Here is a 17,420-nt window from a genome sequence, read left to right on the forward strand (position 1 = left end):
AGGAGGCCGATTGCCGAGATCAGTGCGCTGATGCGGTGAGTCACGTGGACATCATCAACGATGACCTCGGCCAGCGGAAGTGATCCAAACGAACCAGCCTAGGTGAAGCGCAGTTCCGCCGGGTGCGCCGCGCAACGCGAGGACGCCCCCGGACGTGCGTCGGCCGCCGCGGCTGGTGCCGCGGCGGCCGGCTGAGGGCGTTCGGGGATCCGGGTTCAGATCACCGGTCCAGCCACTTCTTCCAGGTGTCCGGGTGTCCCTCGATCCAGCGGTCGGCGGCCTCGTCGGGGGTCAGCCGCTCCGAGGCGATCAGCTCGGAGACCTCGTTCTGGTCCTTCTCCGACCAGTGGAACTTCTTCAGGAAGGCGGCGGCGTCCCCGCCCCGCTCGGAGAAGTCCGCGTTGAGGTACTTCTGGAGCGGGGTCGTCGGGTACGCGCAGTCGATGTCGGCGGGGTCCTTGGCCGCGCAGGCGTCGGAGTACTCGGGCAGTTTCACCTCGACCATGGGCACCTCGTTGAACAGCCACTGCGGCTGGTACCAGTAGCTGAGGAAGGGCTTCTTCTCCTTGGCGAACTGCTGCATCTGGGTGATCTGGGCGGCCTCGGAGCCGGCGAAGACGACCTTGTAGTCCAGGCCGAGATTCTTCACCAGGGCCTTGTCGTTGGTGACGTAGGACGGCGAACCGTCCATCAGCTGGCCCTTGTCGCCGCTCTCCGCCGTGCGCAGCTCGTCGGCGTACTTGTCGAGGTTCTTCCAGTTGGTGACGTCGGGGTGCTCGTCCGCCCAGTACTTGGGGACGTACCAGCCGATGTGGCCCGTGACGCCGAGGTCGCCGCCGGGGACGATCGTCTTCTTGTCCTTGACGTACAGCTGCTCCTGGTCGGGGTGGCCCCAGTCCTCCAGGATGGCGTCGACCCGGCCCTGGCTGAGTGCGTCCCAGGCGGGCACCTCGTCGGTCTGTACGAGGTCGACGCGGTAGCCGAGCTCGTCCTCCAGGATCTTCTGCGCGACGGCGACGTTGGCCTGTGCGCCGACCCAGGACTGGACGGAGAGGGTGACGGTCTTGATGTCGGCGGGGGCCGCGAACGGGGACGCCTGCTTGGTCATGTCGGCCGCGCCGCAGCCGGTGACGGCCAGCAGGCCCGCCGCCGAGGCGACGGTCGCGGCGGTACGGAGGCGGGCGCGGGTACGGGTGCGAGCCATGTCAGCTCTCCTTCCGCTGGCGGCGGGCGGTGGGCTGGGTGACACGGTCCAGCATCAGTCCCAGGCAGACGATGGCGGCGCCCGCGACGAGACCGGTGGCCAGGTCGCCCTGGGCGAGGCCGAACACGACCTCGTAGCCGAGCGCGCCGGAGCCGACGAGGCCGCCGATGATGACGACGGCGAGGACCAGGACGACTCCCTGGTTCACGGCGAGCAGCAGGGCCGGCCTGGCCAGCGGGATCTGGACCTGGCGCAGTTGCTGGCCGCTGGTGGCGCCGAGCGAGCGGGCGCACTCCATCGCGGCGGGGTCGACGCCCCGCAGCCCCTGGGTGGTGATGCGGACGACGGCGGGCAGGGCGTAGACGACGGCCGCCGCGGCGGCGGGGGCGCGGCCGACGCCGAAGAGGGCGACGACCGGGATGAGGTAGACGAACTGCGGCATCGTCTGGAAGACGTCGAGGACGGGCCGCAGCAGCCGTTCGAGGCGTGCGCTGCGCGCGGCGCCGACGGCGATGCCGAAGCCCAGGACCAGGGTGACGGCGACGGCGGCGATGACCTGGCTGAGCGTGTCCATCGACAGGTCCCAGACGCCGAGGACCCCGATGGCGGCCATGGCGAGGACGGCGGTGAGCGCGGTGCGCCAGGTGCCGATGGTCCAGGCGAGGGCGGCGACGATCAGCAGCACGCCCCACCAGGGCAGGCCCTGGAGCCCGCTGCGGAGCGGGTTGAGGACCCAGTTGGTGAAGTGGGCGGCCCAGTCGGCGGTTCCGCCGATGACCGGGATGCCGGTGTAGAGGTGGTCGACCATCCAGTCCTTGGCCGTGTTGACCGGTTCCGCGATGGGGACGACTCCGCCCTCGGGCCAGACGCGGCCGCCGGCGAAGCGGCCGACGACGGCGACGGCCGCGGCGATCAGGGCGGCGAGCCCCCAGCCGCGTACGCCGCGCAGGGCCTCGATACCGGTGGGCTCCGTGCCGATCCTCCGGCCGGCCGCCTCGGTCGTACGGTCCAGGACGACGGCCAGCAGCACGATGGGGATGCCGGCGGCGAGCGCGGCCCCCACGTCGACGGAGGAGAGCGCCTGGTAGACGCGGTCACCGAGACCGCCGGCGCCGATGACGGAGGCGATGACGGCCATGGACAGCGCCATCATGATGGTCTGGTTGAGGCCGAGGAGCAGTTCCTTGCGGGCCAGCGGCAGCCGCGCGCTCAGCAGGCGCTGGCGGCCGGTCGCGCCGAGCGAGGCGACGGCCTCCATGACGCCCGCGTCGGCGCCGCGCAGTCCGAGTGCGGTGAGCCGGGCCATCGGCGGGGCCGCGTAGACGACGGTCGCGAGGACCGCGCCGGGCACGCCGATGCCGAAGACCAGTACGACGGGCAGCAGATAGGCGAAGGCGGGCAGCACCTGCATGGTGTCCAGGACGGGGCGCAGGACCCGGAACGTACGGTCCGAGAGGCCCGCGGCGAGCCCGAGGAGCAGGCCGAGCACCACGGAGGCGAGGACCGCGACGACCATCAGGGCGAGGGTCTGCATGGTCGGCACCCACATGCCGAGCAGGCCGCACACGAGGAAGGAGACCCCGGCGGTCAGGGCGAGGCGCCCGCCGGCCGTGCGCCAGGCGACGAGTGCGGCGACGGCGGTGACCCCGGCCCAGCCGAGGGCGAGCAGCGCCAGGTAGACCCCGCGCACCGAGAGGACGACGGCGTTGCTGATGTGGCCGAAGAAGTAGAGGAACAGCGGGTGGCTGTCGCGGTTGCCGATGATCCAGTCGTTGACCTCGCCGAGCGGCCCGCTCAGGTCGACGGTCAGGGCGCCGGGCCAGACTCCGCCGCCCCAGCGTGCGTGCGCGAGGGGTACGGCGACGGCGGCGATCACCAGCAGGAGGAGGATCTTGCCGAGGGCGGGGCGGCCGCGCAGGGCGGCGAGGGGCCCGCTCCCCGGGGGACCGGAGGCGGTACGGGTCGTGGCGTGGGCGGTGGCCATCAGACGGTCACCTCACGGGCTCCCGCACCCGCGCCGGGGCTTCCTCCCGGCTCCGGGTCCGCTCCCGCGACCACGTCGAGCAGGCACGCGTGGTCGACGACGCCGAGCAGCCTGCCGCCCTCCATCACGCGTGCGACCGGGTCGCCGGAGCGGGCGACGGCCTCGATGGCCTCGGAGACGGTGGCCCCGGGCCGGACGGCCGGGCCGCTGTCGCCCTCGCCGGAGGTCGGCGGGCGCATGGCGGTGGCGACGGTGAGGACCTGTTCGCGCGGGACGTCCCGGACGAACTCGCGTACGTAGTCGTCGGCGGGCGAGCCGACGATCTCCTCGGGGGTGCCGAGCTGGACGATGCCGCCGTCCCGCATCAGCGCGATGCGGGTGCCCAGGCGGAGCGCCTCGCCGAGGTCGTGGGTGATGAAGACCATCGTGCGGCCCTCCTCGCGGTGCAGCCGGACGACCTCGTCCTGCATCTCCCGCCGGATCAGCGGGTCGAGCGCGCTGAACGGTTCGTCGAAGAGGAGGACGGACGGGTCGACGGCGAGGGCACGGGCGAGCCCGACGCGCTGCTGCTGCCCGCCGGAGAGCTGGGCGGGCCGGCGGTCCTCGAGACCCGCGAGGCCGACCTTCTCGACCAGTTCGGCGGCCTTGGCGCGCCGTTCGGCCTTGCCGAGGCCCTGGATCTCCAGGCCGTAGGCGACGTTGTCGAGGACCGTGCGGTGCGGCAGCAGGCCGAAGTGCTGGAAGACCATCGCGGCCCGGTGGCGGCGCAGTTCGCGCAGCCGCGTGGTGTCCATGGCCAGGACGTCCTCGCCGTCGATGGCGAGGGTGCCGCTGGTGGGCTCGATCAGCCGGGTCAGACAGCGTACGAGGGTCGACTTGCCGGAGCCCGACAGGCCCATGACGACGAAGACCTCGCCCTTCTCGACGTCGAAGGAGACGTCGCGGACGGCCGCGGTACAGCCGGTGCGCTCGCGCAGCTCGGCCGGGGGCAGGCCGGCGTGCTCGCTGCCGGGGATGCGGTCGGCCTTGGGGCCGAAGACCTTCCAGAGGTTCTTGACGCTGAACACCGGGGCACCGGCCGCGGGGGTGTCCGCCGCGGGCTCACCGGTGGCAGGGGTACGGGTCACGGGGGTACTGGCTTCGGTCATCGGACATCGCCTCCGCTGGTCGGGGTCGCTCGGAGCAGCTCTGCGCACTTCTCGCCCACCATCAGCACGCCGATCATGGGGTTCACGGCGGGCATGGTCGGGAAGACGGACGCGTCGGCGATGCGGATGCCCTCCAGTCCCTGGATCCGCAGCTGGGGGTCGACGACGGCCGCCGGGTCGCCCTCGGCTCCCATCCGGCAGGTTCCGGCCGGGTGGTAGACGGTGTGGGCGACCTTGCGGGCGTACTCGCTGATGTCCTCGTCGGACGTGACCTCGGGCCCCGGGCACACCTCGCGCGTGAGCCAGTGCGCCAGTGGTTCGGTCTTCGCTATCTCGCGGGCGAGCTTGATGCCGTCGACCAGGGTGCGGCCGTCGTAGTCGTCCTCGTCGGTGAAGTAGCGGAAGTCCAGGGCCGGCTTGACCTCGGGGTCGGCGCTGGTGAGGTAGAGCCGGCCGCGGCTGCGCGGCTTGGGGATGTTCGGGGTCATCGACACACCGTGCGCGGGCTTCTCGTAGCCGAGGCGCTCCGGGTTGTCGGTGAAGGGGATCTGGTAGAAGTGGAACATCAGGTCGGGGCCCCGGGATCCGGGGTCACGCCGTACGAAGAGGCCCGCGTCGGAGTCCATCGCGGAGTTCTCCGGGATCGGCCCGTCGGTCTCCCAGACGATGACCGACTCGGGGTGGTCCAGCAGGTTCTCGCCGACCCCGGGTGCGTCGTGGACGACGGGGATGCCGAGCGCGGTCAGGTCCTTCGCCGGACCGATCCCGGAGTGCATGAGCAGCCGCGGGGTGTCCACCGCGCCCGCGCAGACGATCACTTCGCGGGTGGCGCGCAGGAGCGTCTCCTCGCCGTCCTGGGTGCGTATGTGCACCCCGGTGGCCCGGTTGCCGTCGAACTCCAGGCGGTACGCCCATGTCTCCAGCAGGATCGAGAGGTTGGGGCGGTCACCGGCCTCGATGTGCGGGTGGAGGTAGGCCACGGAGGCGGAGGAACGCTTGTTGTTCTCCGGGTGGTAGGCCAGGTCGAAGAAGCCGACGCCCTCGTGGAAGGGCTTCCTGTTGAAGCTGTCCACGCGCGGGACGTCGGCCGCCGCCCGGGCGGCGTCGACGAAGTCGCGGGCGATGGCGTTCCGGTCCTTCTCGTCGACGGGCACGATGTTGTTGCGCAGCCGGCCGAAGTAGGGGTCCATGGAGGCGGCGTCCCAGCCGTCGGCGCCGGCCTCGGCCCACTCGTCCCAGTCCCCGGGCAGCGGCTTGAAGCTGATCAGCGTGTTGTGCGAGGAGCAGCCGCCGAGGACCCGGGCGCGGCTGTGCCGGATGTGGGAGTTGCCGCGCGGCTGTTCGGTGGTGGGGTAGTCGTAGTCGAGGTCCCCGCCGAGCAGTCCGAGCCAGCGGCGGAGGGTGAGGACGTCCTCCCGGTCGATGTCGGTGGGTCCGCCCTCGATGACGGTGACGGTGACGTCGGGGTCCTCGGTGAGGCGGGAGGCGATGACCGAGCCGGCGGTGCCGCCTCCGACGATCACGTAGTCGACAGGTTCGGGGCGTGCGGTGCTGGGGGACGGGGGCATCGGTCACTGCTCCTTCTGCAAGGTTCTTGCGTGTACGTGGTGCTGCGAACAGCCGGGCGGGGAGGGTGGATCCGCTCTGTTCAGCCGGCGAACCAGCGCTGGGGGCGCGGGTTGAGGTTCTGGTAGATGTGCTTGGACTCGCGGTACTCGGCGAGCCCGGTGGGGCCGAGCTCCCGGCCCGTACCGGACTTGCCGAAACCGCCCCACTCGGCCTGCGGGAGGTAGGGGTGGTAGTCGTTGATCCAGACGGTGCCGTGCCGCAGCCGGCCGGCGACGCGCCGGGCGCGGCCCGCGTCGGTGCTCCACACGGCGCCCGCGAGGCCGTACTCCGTGTCGTTGGCCAGCGTGACGGCCTCTTCCTCGGTACGGAAGGTCTCGACGGTGAGGATCGGTCCGAAGGTCTCCTCGCGGACCACCTTCATCTCGCGGTGGCAGCCGTCCAGGACGGTGGGGCGGTAGAAGTAGCCGCTCGCGGGGCGGATGTCGGAGGGCTCGGGGCGCGCTCCGCCGGAGCGGACGACGGCGCCCTCCTCACGGGCGGACGCCACGTACGCCTCGACCTTGGCGAGCTGCTGGGCGGAGACGAGCGGGCCGCACTCGACGCCGTCGACGGTGCCGCGGCCGAGGCGGATCGCGTCGGCGCGGCGGGCGAGTTCGGTGACGAAGCGGTCGCGGACGGACTCCTCGATGATGAGGCGGGCGCCGGCGGAGCAGACCTGGCCGCTGTGGAAGAACGCGGCGTTGAGTGCCTGGTCGACGGTGGTGTCGAAGCCCTCGTCCGTGGCGCACGCGTCGGCGAACACGACGTTGGGGTTCTTCCCGCCGAGCTCCAGGGCGACCTTCTTGACGCTGGGCGCCGCGGCCCGGGCGACCTTGGTGCCGCTGGCGAGCCCGCCGGTGAAGGAGACGAGGTCGACGTCCGGGTGCTCGGAGAGCCGTGCGCCGACGGGGTCGCCCGCGCCGGTGACGAGGTTGGCGGCGCCGTCGGGCAGTCCGGCCTCGGCGAGCAGCCTGATCAGGTGGACGGTGGAGAGCGGGGTGACCTCGCTGGGCTTGAGCACGAAGGTGTTGCCCGCGGCGAGGGCCGGGGCGATCTTCCAGCTGGCCTGGAGCAGCGGGTAGTTCCACGGGGCGATCAGGGCGCAGACGCCGACCGGCTCGTGGACGACGACGCTGTGGACGTCCGGGTCGCCGGCGTCGACGACCCGGCCGCCGCTCTCGTTCATGACGAGGTCGGCGAAGTAGCGGAAGGCGTTGGTGACGTCGTCGACGTCGACACGGCCCTCCTCCAGGGTCTTGCCGGTGTCGCGGCTCTCGGTGATCGCGATCTCCTCGCGGTCCCGCTGGAGGAGCCCGGCGACGCGGCGCAGCAGCTCGGCTCGCTCGGCGACGGGCCGGTGGGGCCAGGGGCCGTCGTCGAAGGCACGGCGGGCGGCGGCCACGGCCGCGTCGGTGTCCTCGATGCCGCCCTCGGAGACATGAGCCAGGACGGTGGCGTCGGCGGGGTCGAGGACCTCGCGCGTCGCACCTGATCCGGCGGCCCGCCAGACGCCGTCGATGTGGAGGGTGTCCAGGGCGGCCGTGGGGCGGTCCGACGAGGTGGGAGCCGACATGTAGCGATCTGCCTTCCGTGCCTGATTGCTCCGCACCGGTCCGGCCGAGCACTTGTGCGCCGGTGGACCGGGATACGGCACCAGCAGCCTGGGACCCTTTCCGCTGCGGCCGGATGTATGCCGAGATATTCACTCTGGGTGATGCGGCTCACTTACGGCGCCCTCACACGGCGGTCCGGAAGGGGCGGCATTCCGGGGTCGTCCAGGGGACGTCACGGAGGGTAGCCGCGTGGATGGATGCGACGCACGAGGAGGCGTCCCGGGGGCGCGGTGGATGGTGGCCGCCCGGTCCGGCGGTGGTCGGTGGCCGCCCGGTCCGGGGCACGGCCGGTCCGGGGCACGACCGGTCCGGGGCGCGGCCCGCGGGTACGTGGCCGGCGCCTGGTCGGTCCCCCGGCGCCGCTCAGACCCCGGCGGCCCGTGCCGTCTCGTACACCTCGGTCGCCACGTCGACGAGCTCCGACGCGTCACGCAGCGTGCTCTGGAGGTCGAGGACGATCTCCGGGACCCCTGTGGCGGCATGGGCGAGGAGATCCTCGACGATCTGCGTGACGTCGCCGTGGAAGGGCTTTCGGCCACTGCCCGGCACAGGCGTCGCGCTGTGGCGCACGTTGGCCCGGGCGCAGACCCCGACCGGACGGACGCGCCCGCGTTCGGCGGCGACGTCCCGCACCCGCTGCCACTGCCGGGACAGCTCCGGGGCACCCATGGCCACGGGCATCCAGCCGTCGGCCCGGTCGACCAGACGGCGCAGGGCCCGGGGGCTGTTCGCGGGCAGATGGACGGGGATGGGGCGTACCGGCTTCGGCCCCACCTCGGAGGGCGCGATCGTGGTCAGGTTCCCCGTGTACGAGACGGGGTCCGGCCCCCAGACGGCCGCGCACACGTCCAGCAACTCGTCCAGGACGGCGCCACGCTCCTCGAAGGGCGCGACGGAGGCGGCGGCGTACTCGTCCAGGGACCATCCCGTGCCCAGGCCGACGACCAGGCGGCCACCGCTGGCGACGTCGAGCGAGGCCAGCGAGCGGGCGAGCTGGAAGGGCACGTGCAACGGCGCGACGAGCACACTCGTGCCGAGCCGGGGCCGCTCGGTGGCGGCGGCGGCCAGGGTCAGCGTGACCAGCGGATCGGCGACACTCCGGTAGTGATCGGGCCAGGCGAGCCCCGGGACTCCGTACAGCCCCTGGGTCGCGGGCTCGGGGAAGAGGACCCGCTCGAACACCCAGAGACTCTCGTACCCGACCGCTTCCGCGGCGCGCGCCACGACGGCGACGTCACGGCCGATGTCGTACTGCTTCATCTGCGGCAGACCGAGACCGAGTGCAACCGGCATACGTGTACCGCCCTCCCACTGGTCGACCGAGGCAACTACCCTACGCCAGCAGCCCTTTGGGGGCACCCGGAGGTTGGCCGGATACGGTCGCGGATCCACACGTCTTTCACAGGAACCGTTCTTAGCGTCGTGTCCATGACGAACCCACTCCATGACGAGCCGGACAACGCCGCCGTCTCACGGGCCCTGTCCCGCCGTCGCATGCTCACCCTCGGCGGGGCCGGCGCCGTCGCCCTCACCGGGCTCGGCGCCGTCGCGCACGCCGCCGGCTCCGGCGCCCGCCACGGCTCGCAGGCGGCGGACGTGACCGCCGACGCGTGCATGCAGCTGACGACCGAGTCGATCGAAGGCCCGTACTACCTCGACTACGAGCTGTTCCGGAAGAACGTCGTCGAGGACCGCACCGGCATCCCGCTCGTGCTCCGCCTGCGCGTGGTGGACACCACGACCTGCAGGCCGATCCGCGACTCGGCCATCGAGATCTGGCTCTGCGACGCGTCCGGCGTCTACTCGGGCTACACGGATACCGGCAACGGGGGCGGCGGGGGCGGCGGCGAACCGCCCACCCAGCCGCCGGGCACCCCGCCCCCGGGCGGTGGCGGGGGCGGCCATGCCACCCCGACGGACGACCTCACCTGGCTGCGCGGCATCCAGATGACCGACCGGCACGGCTTCGTCACCTTCCGGACCGTCTTCCCCGGCTGGTACACCGGGCGCGCCGTCCACGTCCACACCAAGGTGCACACCGGCGGCACCCGCACCTCCGACGGCTACGAGGGCGGACGCACCTGTCACACGGGGCAGTTCTACTTCGCCGAGAACGCGGTGAAGGCCACCGAAGGCCTCGCCCCCTACTCGGGGAACACGGTGACGCGGGTGACCCTCGACGAGGACATGCTCTACCCGGGAACCGGCGCGCAGGGGGGTCTGCTCCATCTCTCCTACGACCGCCGGCACATCGAGCGGGGCGTCATCGGCTCCCTCACCATGGCCGTCGACCCCGCCGCCACCAACGAAGGCGGGGGCATGCCCGGCGGTGGCACGCCGCCCGGCCCCAGCGCCTCGCCGAGCGCCTCGCCCGACGCCTGACGCGACGTCCGGCGCGGCGTCCGGCGCCGCGTCCGACCGGCATCTGATCGGCATCCGATCGGGCGTCCGACGCGGCACGTCCGAGGCGGCGCGTCCGAGGCGGTCGCGTACGGGCCGTCGGCGGAGGATCCCTCCGCCGACGGCCCGTCGAGCGATCCGTTGCCGCCGGGTCAGGCGACGGTCACCGTGCCGCTCCCCTCCCCCGCCGCTCCGGTGGCCTCCACACTCACGCGGTACGGCCGGTCGCCGCCCTCCGCCGTGACCCGGACAGCCGCACCGTCCCGTACGACCCGGAACGACGCCGCCACGGCGCCGGTCAGGTCCGGCACGGTGACCGTGCGCTCACCGGCGGCCGAGCCGTAGACCCGCAGGGTGAGTCCGTCGAGCCAGTCCCCGTCCGGGCGCTGGTCGTCGGCACCCCACGGGAGCACGGCGCCGTCCCTGACCAGCAGCGGCAGGCTGTCGAAGCCGTGCGTCTCGTGCCGCCAGGCCGGGCCGGTCACCCGCTCGCCGGTGAGCAGCGAGGTCCAGGTGCCCTCGGGGACGTAGTACTCGACCTCGCCGTCCTCAGTGAAGACCGGGGCGACCAGCAGGTCGGGGCCGAGCATGTACTGCCGGTCCAGGGTGCGGGAGGCGGGGTCGCCGGGGAACTCCGCCAGCATCGGCCGCATCATGGGGACGCCCGTGCGGTGCGCCTCGACGGCCACGCCGTAGAGGTACGGCATGAGCCGGTGCTTGAGCAGGGTGAACTTCCGGGCCACGTCGACGGCTTCCTCGCCGAACTCCCACGGCACCCGGTACGACACATTGCCGTGCAGCCGGCTGTGCGAGGAGAGCAGACCGAAGGCGAGCCAGCGCTTGAAGACCGCCGGGTCGGGCGTGCCCTCGAAGCCGCCGATGTCATGGCTCCAGAAGCCGAACCCGGACAGCGACAGGGAGAGACCGCCGCGCAGCGACTCCGCCATGGCGGTGAACGACGCGAAGCAGTCGCCGCCCCAGTGCACGGGGAACTGCTGGCCGCCCGCCGTCGCGGACCGGGCGAAGAGGACCGCCTCGCCGGTGCCGCGCTCCTTCTCCAGGAGCTCGAAGACGGCGCGGTTGTAGATCTGCGCGTAGTAGTTGTGCATCCGCTCCGGGTCGGAGCCGTCGTGCCAGACGACGTCCGTCGGGATGCGCTCGCCGAAGTCCGTCTTGAAGCAGTCGACCCCCTGGTCCAGCAGACCCTTGAGCTTGCTCTGGAACCAGGCGGTGGCCGCCGGGTTCGTGAAGTCGACCAGCGCCATCCCCGGCTGCCACAGGTCCCACTGCCAGATGTCGCCGTTGGGCCGCTCGACGAGGTGGCCGAGCGCGGCGCCCTCCGCGAACAGGGCCGACTTCTGGGCGATGTACGGGTTGATCCACATGCTGATGCGCAGTCCGCGCTCCTTGAGGCGGGCCAGCATGCCCTCCGGGTCGGGGAAGACCTCGGGGTCCCAGAGGAAGTCCGACCACTGGTACTCCCGCATCCAGAAGCAGTCGAAGTGGAAGACGCTCAGCGGGATCCCGCGCTCGGCCATGCCGTCGACGAAGGAGGTGACGGTGGCCTCGTCGTACGACGTGCAGAACGAGGTGGTCAGCCAGAGGCCGAACGACCAGGCCGGTGGCAGCGCGGGCCGTCCGGTCAGGGCCGTGTACCGCGACAGGACGTCCTTCGGGGTCGGGCCGGCGACGATGTAGTACTCCAGCGACTGGTCCTCGACGCTGAACTGCACCTGGCCCACGGACTCCGAACCGACCTCGAAGGAGACCTTGCCCGGGTGGTTGACGAACACGCCGTAACCACGCGAGGAGAGGTAGAACGGGATGTTCTTGTAGGCCAGTTCGCTGCTGGTGCCCCCGTCCGCCTGCCAGATGTCCACACTCTGGCCGTTCTTCACGTACGGCGTGAAGCGCTCGCCGAGCCCGTAGACGTACTCGCCTACGTCCAGGGCGAGTTGGGCGATCATGTGGTGGACGCCGTCGGGGGTGGTCGCGAAGGCGGTGCCCTTCGGGTCCACCCCGGTGAGGCGCCGGCCGTCGCCGTCGAGGAAGGTGATCCCCCAGGGCCCGTCGCCGTCCATCCGCAACGTCAGTGGCCCGCTGGTGAGTTCGGTGACCGCGCCGTCCCTGCGGGTGCGGGCGTGCGGCGTGTCGCCGTCACCCGGCAGGAGGGTGAAGTCGGGTCCGCGGTGGGCCCTGCCGGCGTGATGGGTGGTGCGCACGCCGATGACACCCTCGGCGGGAGAGAAGCATTCCACCGTGATCAGCGGGGTGTTGAGCGTGTCGCCGCGTTTGGCGACCCGCTTGACGGCGGCGTGGGCGGTGAACCGGTCGTCCTCCACCCGCAGATCGCGGATCTCGGTCGCGTAGGAGGCGCTCACGCCCTCACGCATGAGCCAGAAGCCGTCGGTGAATCTCATGCGGACTCCTCGGAGTGAAGGGCTTCGATGCGGGCGAGGCGCACGTTGCCCGAGAGGTCGATGCACAACTCGCTCACCACGCCACGGATCTCCTTCTCGACCTCGATGGCCCGGTAGTCGTACAGGCCGCCGGTGTCCGGGAACTGGATCGCTGTGCCGAATCCGCCACCGCTCACTTCGACGCACCCCTCCCCCGAGACGAACAACGTCAGTCCGGCCGCCCCCTCACCGAAGTCGCACAGCCGGTAGACGAGCCGTCCCGCCTCGCCGGCGGAGGCGGGGGCCACGGCGTCGCCCCCCGCCTTGGCGCGGTCGACGATCACCGTGCCCCGCTGCCAGTCGTAGTCGGCCGCGTCCAAGCCGCGCGCCACCACCGGGCGGGGCCCTTCCGCTTCACCGTCGACGGCCACCGTGGCGGTGAGCCGGATGTCGGCGCTCGACGCGCCCGCGAGAATCTCGTACGTGCCGGGCTCGACGGTCCACCGGCTGTGGGCCACGCTCCAGTGACCCAACTCCTCGACGGCCACATCGAATTCGATACGCTCCGCCACGCCCGGCGCGAGGTGCGTCCGGCGGTGGGCTGCCAACGTGAGCCGTGGCAGGTCCGAGGGGAAGGCCGCGGCGGGCAGCAGGCGACCGAGGCGTCTGCCGCCGACCGTACCGGGCTCCACGGGCGAGTCCGGCCGTCCGGGCACGGCCGCGCGCACGTAGAGCTGAATCACCTCGTCGGCCGCGACGGAGCCGTCGTTGGTGACGGTCAGTGACATCCGCAGCCGGTCGCCGTCCACCTCCGCCCTGAGGTCGGAGTACCCGAAGGCGGCGTACCCGAGGCCGTGGCCGAACGGGAAGAGCGGGGTCCCGTCGAAGTAGAGGTACGTCTGCCGGGAGCCGATGATGTCGTAGTCGAACAGGCCGGGCAGGTCGTCGTCGCTCGCGTACCAGGTCTGCGGGAGCCGGCCGGCCGGGGAGACGTCGCCGGCGATCACCCGGGCGAGCGCGGTGCCGGCGGCCTGCCCTCCGTGCGCGGTCCAGAGCAGGGCGGGCAGCGTCTCCGCCGCGTCGGTGACCGCGTACGGGTAGGCGGAGGTCAGGGCGAGCACCGTACGCGGGTTGGCGGCGTGGGCGGCGCGCCACAGGCGGTCCTGCTGGGCGGGGAGGGCGAGGGTCGTACGGTCCTCGGTCTCACGGCCGTTGATGTGGGGGTCGTTGCCCGCGACGACGATCACGGTGTCGGCGGCCGCGGCGGCCCTGGCCACGGCGTCCGCGCCGTACTCGACGGTCTCCAGCGCGAGGACCGTGGCGTCGTCACGGGAAATCTTCTCGCCCGACACGGCAACCTTCGCGCCGTCGGCGGCAACCGACACGTACCCACCGGTCCCCATGTGCAGAAGGCGGTGCCCGCCGTCGTGCCCCTCCACCTCCTCCAGGCGGAACGTCTCCTGGACGACCCAGCCGCCCGGCTCGTCCGCGGACGCCCTGACGTACCCGTCGTCGGCCACGGAGAGGTACAGCCCCTCGTCGGTGCGCAGAGTCAGGACGCCGTCGCCCCAGTCGACGAGGGCCAGTTCGGTGGCCTCCTCGCCGCAGGTCAGCGGGGGCAGGTCGGTGCGGCCGGCGAGGAGCGCCGGGTCGAGCGCGCCTTCCGCGCCGCGCGCCTCCCCATCCGTGGCCCCCTCGGCGACGGGGACCCGGAGCCAGCCGTCGGAGGACCTCAGACGGACCTTGTCCACGCCTTCCGCGAAGAGGACGTTCCCGGCGCCGTACCGTTCGCGGAATCCGTCGAGCGGGGTCGCGCGGTGCATGAGCGTGCCGCTGTACCAGTCGAGTTTGCAGGCGTCGCCGAGAAGCCCGACCACCGCGACGGTCCGGCCGGGCGCCGGCTCCAGGGGCAGCAGACCGTCGTTCTTGAGGAGGACGACGGCCTGTTCCGCGGCCTCCAGGGCGAGCGCCCGGTGTTCCTCGGTGTCCAGGGCGTCCACCCGGGCGTACGGATCGAGCTCGGGGTCGAACTCGCCGAGTGCGAAGCGCAGGGAGAGCAGCCGGTGGACGGCCGTGTCGATGTCGCTCTCGTCGATGAGGCCCTTCGCCAGCGCGTCGCGGATGCGGCCGGTCATGACCGTGGAGTCCGTGCCGTGGTCGGTGAAGTTGTCGACGCCCGCCTTCAGGGAGGCGGCCGTCGCTTCCTCGTGGGTGTCGAAGTAGTGCTCGGAGTCGACCAGGTTGGAGGGCGCGCCCGCGTCCGAGCAGACGACGAGCGGCTGGTCGGTCCAGCTCCGCAGTTGCTGCTCCAGGAGAGGGGAGACGTGGTTGGGGCGGCCGTTGACCAGGTTGTAGGCGGGCATGACCCCGGCCACCGCGCCGGCGCGCACCGCGTCACGGAAGGCCCGCAGGTCGTACTCGTGCAGGACGCGCGGGCGGACCGAGGAGGAGGCGGTGTCGCGGTCGGTCTCGTTGTTGTGCGCGAGCCAGTGCTTGAGCACGGGGGCGGTGCGCCAGTAACGGGGGTCGTCGCCGCGCAGTCCCCGGGTGTAGGCGACGGCGATGGCGGAGGTCAGCGCGGGGTCCTCGGAGTAACCCTCCTCGCCGCGGCCCCACAGCGGGTGGCGCAGCAGATTCACCGTCGGCGCCCAGACGTTGAGCCCGACGCGGTCGTCCTGGGCGCGCTTGGCGCGTACCTCGTCGCCGACGGCCTCGCCGATCCGGCGGACCAGGTCGTCGTTCCAGGTGGCGCCGAGGCCGACGGCCTGCGGGAAGACGGTGGCGGGTCCCATCCAGGCGACCCCGTGCAGGGCTTCCTGTCCGGTACGGAACGGGCCGAGGCCCAGCCGCTCCACCGCGGGGGCGAACTGGTGGAGCATCGCGATCCGCTCGTCGAGCGTGAGCCGTCCGAGCAGATCGTCGGCGCGCCGGGAGAAGGACAGCTGCGGGTCGCGGAAGGGAAGCGGATGGTCCGTCACGTGCGGGTCCCCTTGGAGAGGTGGGAGGTTTCAGGGTCTGCGGGCGCCGAGTGGTCCATCGACGCGAGGAGAAGATCTTTCGAAGCGCTTCGATGCTCTGCGGCCGACCCCGCAGGTGTCAAGGGGACTGCGGCCTCGACGAGGCTCTTCCGGCTGCGCTTGAGCCGCGCCACGAAGAGAAGCGCTTCGGAACAGGTCCGAGGAATATCGAAACGAACTCTTGTGTGGCCGGGACCCTTCACTTAACCTCGCTGCAACATCGAAGCGCTTCGACGAGGCAGCCCGTTGACCGCTTCAGCTCAGCCGGTGCAGTGCCACCGGCTCGGCCGGTAACGCCCCCTACCTCAGACACAGGGCCGAGCGGCAGTCGCCGCCGCGGGCCGTCCTGTTGCACCACGAAGGGTTGACCCCATGACGCCGAACTCCTCCTCCGCTCCCAGCCGGAGACGATTCCTCGCCTCCTCGGTGGTTGTCGCGGCAGCCGTGGGCGGCGGGATGCCGCTCCTCGCAGCCTGCGGCGGCGGTTCCGGCGGAGCGAAGAACGAGGGCACGACCACGGGCAAGAAGCTGAAGGACCTCCTGCCCGCCTACGTGCCGTCGAAGGCGGTCACCCCCGACATCCCCAGCAAGAACGGCTCCGCCGTCGGCTTCACCACCGCGCTCCCGGCCGACGAGCTGGCGGTCTCGGTGCCGAAGAAGCTGGGCCAGGGCAGCGAACTGAGCATCATGGCACCGCTGTGGGGCACGTCGCCCGGTGAGGGCAACCCGTACTGGACGGCGATGGACGAGGCCGTCGGCGTCAAGGTCAAGTGGCAGAACCAGGACGGCAACGTCTACGGCCAGAAGCTCGGCGCGGTGCTCGCCTCCAGCAGCATCCCGGACGCCGTGGTCGTGCCCGGCTGGGAACTGGGCGGCAAGATCCCCAGCGCCATCGCCAACAAGTTCGCCGACCTCGGCCCCTACCTCTCGGGCGACAAGGTCAAGGCCTACCCGAACCTGGCGGCCATCCCCACCGGTGCCTGGCAGCGCGGTGTCTTCGCCGAGAAGCTCCGCGGCCTTCCCATGCCGGCCGAGGCGACGCCCAACATCACCCCCTTCTACCGCGCGGACATCTTCGAGGAGAAGGGGTACGAGGTCCCGACCACCACGCAGGAGTTCTACGACCTCTGCAAGGAGATCAACGCCCCCAAGAGCAAGGTGTGGGCGTGCGGCGACATGACGTGGTCCGCGTTCGTCTTCTTCGGGGTGCTGCCCGAGAAGCCGTACTACTGGAAGCTCGTCGACGGCAAGCTGGTCAACCGCTACGAGACCGACGAGTACCTCGAGGCCCTGGAGTGGTCACGCTCGCTGTACTCGGCCGGCTTCGTGCACCCGGACGCCAAGGCCGAGACGGGTGACATGCGCACCACGTTCTCGTCCGGCAACGCCCTGATGTACAACGCGGACATCTCCGACTGGTACGCGGCCTCCGCGATCCAGCGCCTGGACAAGCCGGACTTCCGGATGGGCGCGATGGACTTCTTCGCCCACGACGGCGGGGACCCGGTGATCTACGAGGCCGCGCCCTCCAACATCTGGTGCTTCGTCAACAAGAACGCGGACAAGAAGACGATCGAGGACGTCCTCGCCCTCGCCAACTACACCGCCGCTCCCTACGGCACCAAGGAGCAGCGTCTGAAGGCGTACGGCCTGGAGGGCACCCACCACACCCTCAAGGGCGGTGTCCTCACCAAGACCGAGCAGGGCAACAACCAGGTCTTCGCCACCTACGAGTACATCGCCACCTCGGCACCCTTCCGCGCCTATCCCGACCACCCGGACGTGGTGAAGGGCGTCATCGAGTGGCAGCAGCGCCAGGGGGCGCACCTCAGGAAGCCGCTCTTCCACGGCATGCAGATCCAGGAGCCGACGCGCTACACCGAGCTCAACGCGCAGTTCGAGGACCTGGAGAAGGACATCGTGCGCGGCCGCAAGAAGGTCGGCGACATGCAGCAGCAGGTCTCCGACTGGAAGACCAAGGGCGGCGACAAGCTCCGCGACTGGTACAAGAAGCTGCTCGACGAGACCGGTGAGTCGGCTTCCTGAC

Annotated in this window: 10 protein-coding genes; 2 read left to right on the forward strand and 8 right to left on the reverse strand. The window is 71.5% G+C overall.

Annotated elements, in window-relative coordinates:
• Window positions 1-220: 220 nt before the first annotated feature.
• The 6 genes from ACZ607_RS05080 to ACZ607_RS05105 form a co-directional block, all read right to left on the reverse strand.
• Window positions 221-1,204: an ABC transporter substrate-binding protein gene (locus ACZ607_RS05080; protein WP_469731888.1), complete on the reverse strand. Its 984-nt coding sequence runs from the start codon at window positions 1,202-1,204 to the stop codon at window positions 221-223.
• 1 nt (window position 1,205) lies between these two features.
• Window positions 1,206-3,188, reverse strand: a complete 1,983-nt coding sequence (locus ACZ607_RS05085; protein WP_469731890.1) for an ABC transporter permease — start codon at window positions 3,186-3,188, stop codon at window positions 1,206-1,208.
• Complete coding sequence (locus ACZ607_RS05090; protein ID WP_469731892.1) at window positions 3,188-4,336, reverse strand: quaternary amine ABC transporter ATP-binding protein; 1,149 nt, start codon at window positions 4,334-4,336, stop codon at window positions 3,188-3,190. Before ACZ607_RS05090 ends, ACZ607_RS05085 begins: the two co-directional genes overlap by 1 nt.
• Complete coding sequence (locus ACZ607_RS05095; RefSeq protein WP_469731894.1) at window positions 4,333-5,904, reverse strand: GMC family oxidoreductase; 1,572 nt, start codon at window positions 5,902-5,904, stop codon at window positions 4,333-4,335. The genes ACZ607_RS05090 and ACZ607_RS05095 overlap by 4 nt, the downstream gene beginning before the upstream one ends.
• Window positions 5,905-5,984: 80 nt before the next feature.
• Window positions 5,985-7,517, reverse strand: coding sequence for an aldehyde dehydrogenase family protein (locus tag ACZ607_RS05100; protein WP_469731896.1), 1,533 nt, complete (start codon window positions 7,515-7,517; stop codon window positions 5,985-5,987).
• 403 nt (window positions 7,518-7,920) lie between these two features.
• Window positions 7,921-8,850: an LLM class F420-dependent oxidoreductase gene (locus ACZ607_RS05105; protein ID WP_469731898.1), complete on the reverse strand. Its 930-nt coding sequence runs from the start codon at window positions 8,848-8,850 to the stop codon at window positions 7,921-7,923.
• A 135-nt stretch (window positions 8,851-8,985) separates the two neighbouring features.
• Here ACZ607_RS05105 and ACZ607_RS05110 point away from each other — a divergent pair, with 135 nt between their 5' ends.
• The gene (locus ACZ607_RS05110; RefSeq protein ID WP_469731900.1) at window positions 8,986-9,939 is read left to right on the forward strand and encodes an intradiol ring-cleavage dioxygenase; all 954 of its coding nucleotides are present in this window, start codon (window positions 8,986-8,988) and stop codon (window positions 9,937-9,939) included.
• Between the two features lie 170 nt (window positions 9,940-10,109).
• Here the strand turns inward: ACZ607_RS05110 and yicI are convergent, their stop codons facing one another.
• Together yicI and ACZ607_RS05120 are read right to left on the reverse strand one after the other, a co-directional pair.
• The gene (gene yicI / locus ACZ607_RS05115; RefSeq protein WP_469731902.1) at window positions 10,110-12,377 is read right to left on the reverse strand and encodes an alpha-xylosidase; all 2,268 of its coding nucleotides are present in this window, start codon (window positions 12,375-12,377) and stop codon (window positions 10,110-10,112) included.
• Window positions 12,374-15,334 carry a glycoside hydrolase family 3 C-terminal domain-containing protein gene (locus tag ACZ607_RS05120; RefSeq protein ID WP_469731904.1) on the reverse strand — a complete coding sequence of 987 codons (2,961 nt, stop codon included), beginning with the start codon at window positions 15,332-15,334 and terminating at the stop codon, window positions 12,374-12,376. Before ACZ607_RS05120 ends, yicI begins: the two co-directional genes overlap by 4 nt.
• 411 nt (window positions 15,335-15,745) lie before the next feature.
• Here ACZ607_RS05120 and ACZ607_RS05125 point away from each other — a divergent pair, with 411 nt between their 5' ends.
• Window positions 15,746-17,419 carry an extracellular solute-binding protein gene (locus ACZ607_RS05125; RefSeq protein WP_469731906.1) on the forward strand — a complete coding sequence of 558 codons (1,674 nt, stop codon included), beginning with the start codon at window positions 15,746-15,748 and terminating at the stop codon, window positions 17,417-17,419.
• The last annotated feature ends 1 nt before the right edge of the window (window position 17,420 follow it).

Source organism: Streptomyces sp. NPDC104381, from assembly GCF_055583745.1.

Coding starts and splice junctions, on each gene's coding strand:
- ACZ607_RS05080 (WP_469731888.1), bottom strand. CDS start 1,204: ATGGCTCGCACCCGTACCCGCGCCCGCCTCCGTACCGCCGCGACCGTC.
- ACZ607_RS05105 (WP_469731898.1), bottom strand. CDS start 8,850: ATGCCGGTTGCACTCGGTCTCGGTCTGCCGCAGATGAAGCAGTACGAC.
- yicI (WP_469731902.1), bottom strand. CDS start 12,377: ATGAGATTCACCGACGGCTTCTGGCTCATGCGTGAGGGCGTGAGCGCC.
- ACZ607_RS05110 (WP_469731900.1), top strand. CDS start 8,986: ATGACGAACCCACTCCATGACGAGCCGGACAACGCCGCCGTCTCACGG.
- ACZ607_RS05085 (WP_469731890.1), bottom strand. CDS start 3,188: ATGGCCACCGCCCACGCCACGACCCGTACCGCCTCCGGTCCCCCGGGG.
- ACZ607_RS05125 (WP_469731906.1), top strand. CDS start 15,746: ATGACGCCGAACTCCTCCTCCGCTCCCAGCCGGAGACGATTCCTCGCC.
- ACZ607_RS05100 (WP_469731896.1), bottom strand. CDS start 7,517: ATGTCGGCTCCCACCTCGTCGGACCGCCCCACGGCCGCCCTGGACACC.
- ACZ607_RS05090 (WP_469731892.1), bottom strand. CDS start 4,336: ATGACCGAAGCCAGTACCCCCGTGACCCGTACCCCTGCCACCGGTGAG.
- ACZ607_RS05095 (WP_469731894.1), bottom strand. CDS start 5,904: ATGCCCCCGTCCCCCAGCACCGCACGCCCCGAACCTGTCGACTACGTG.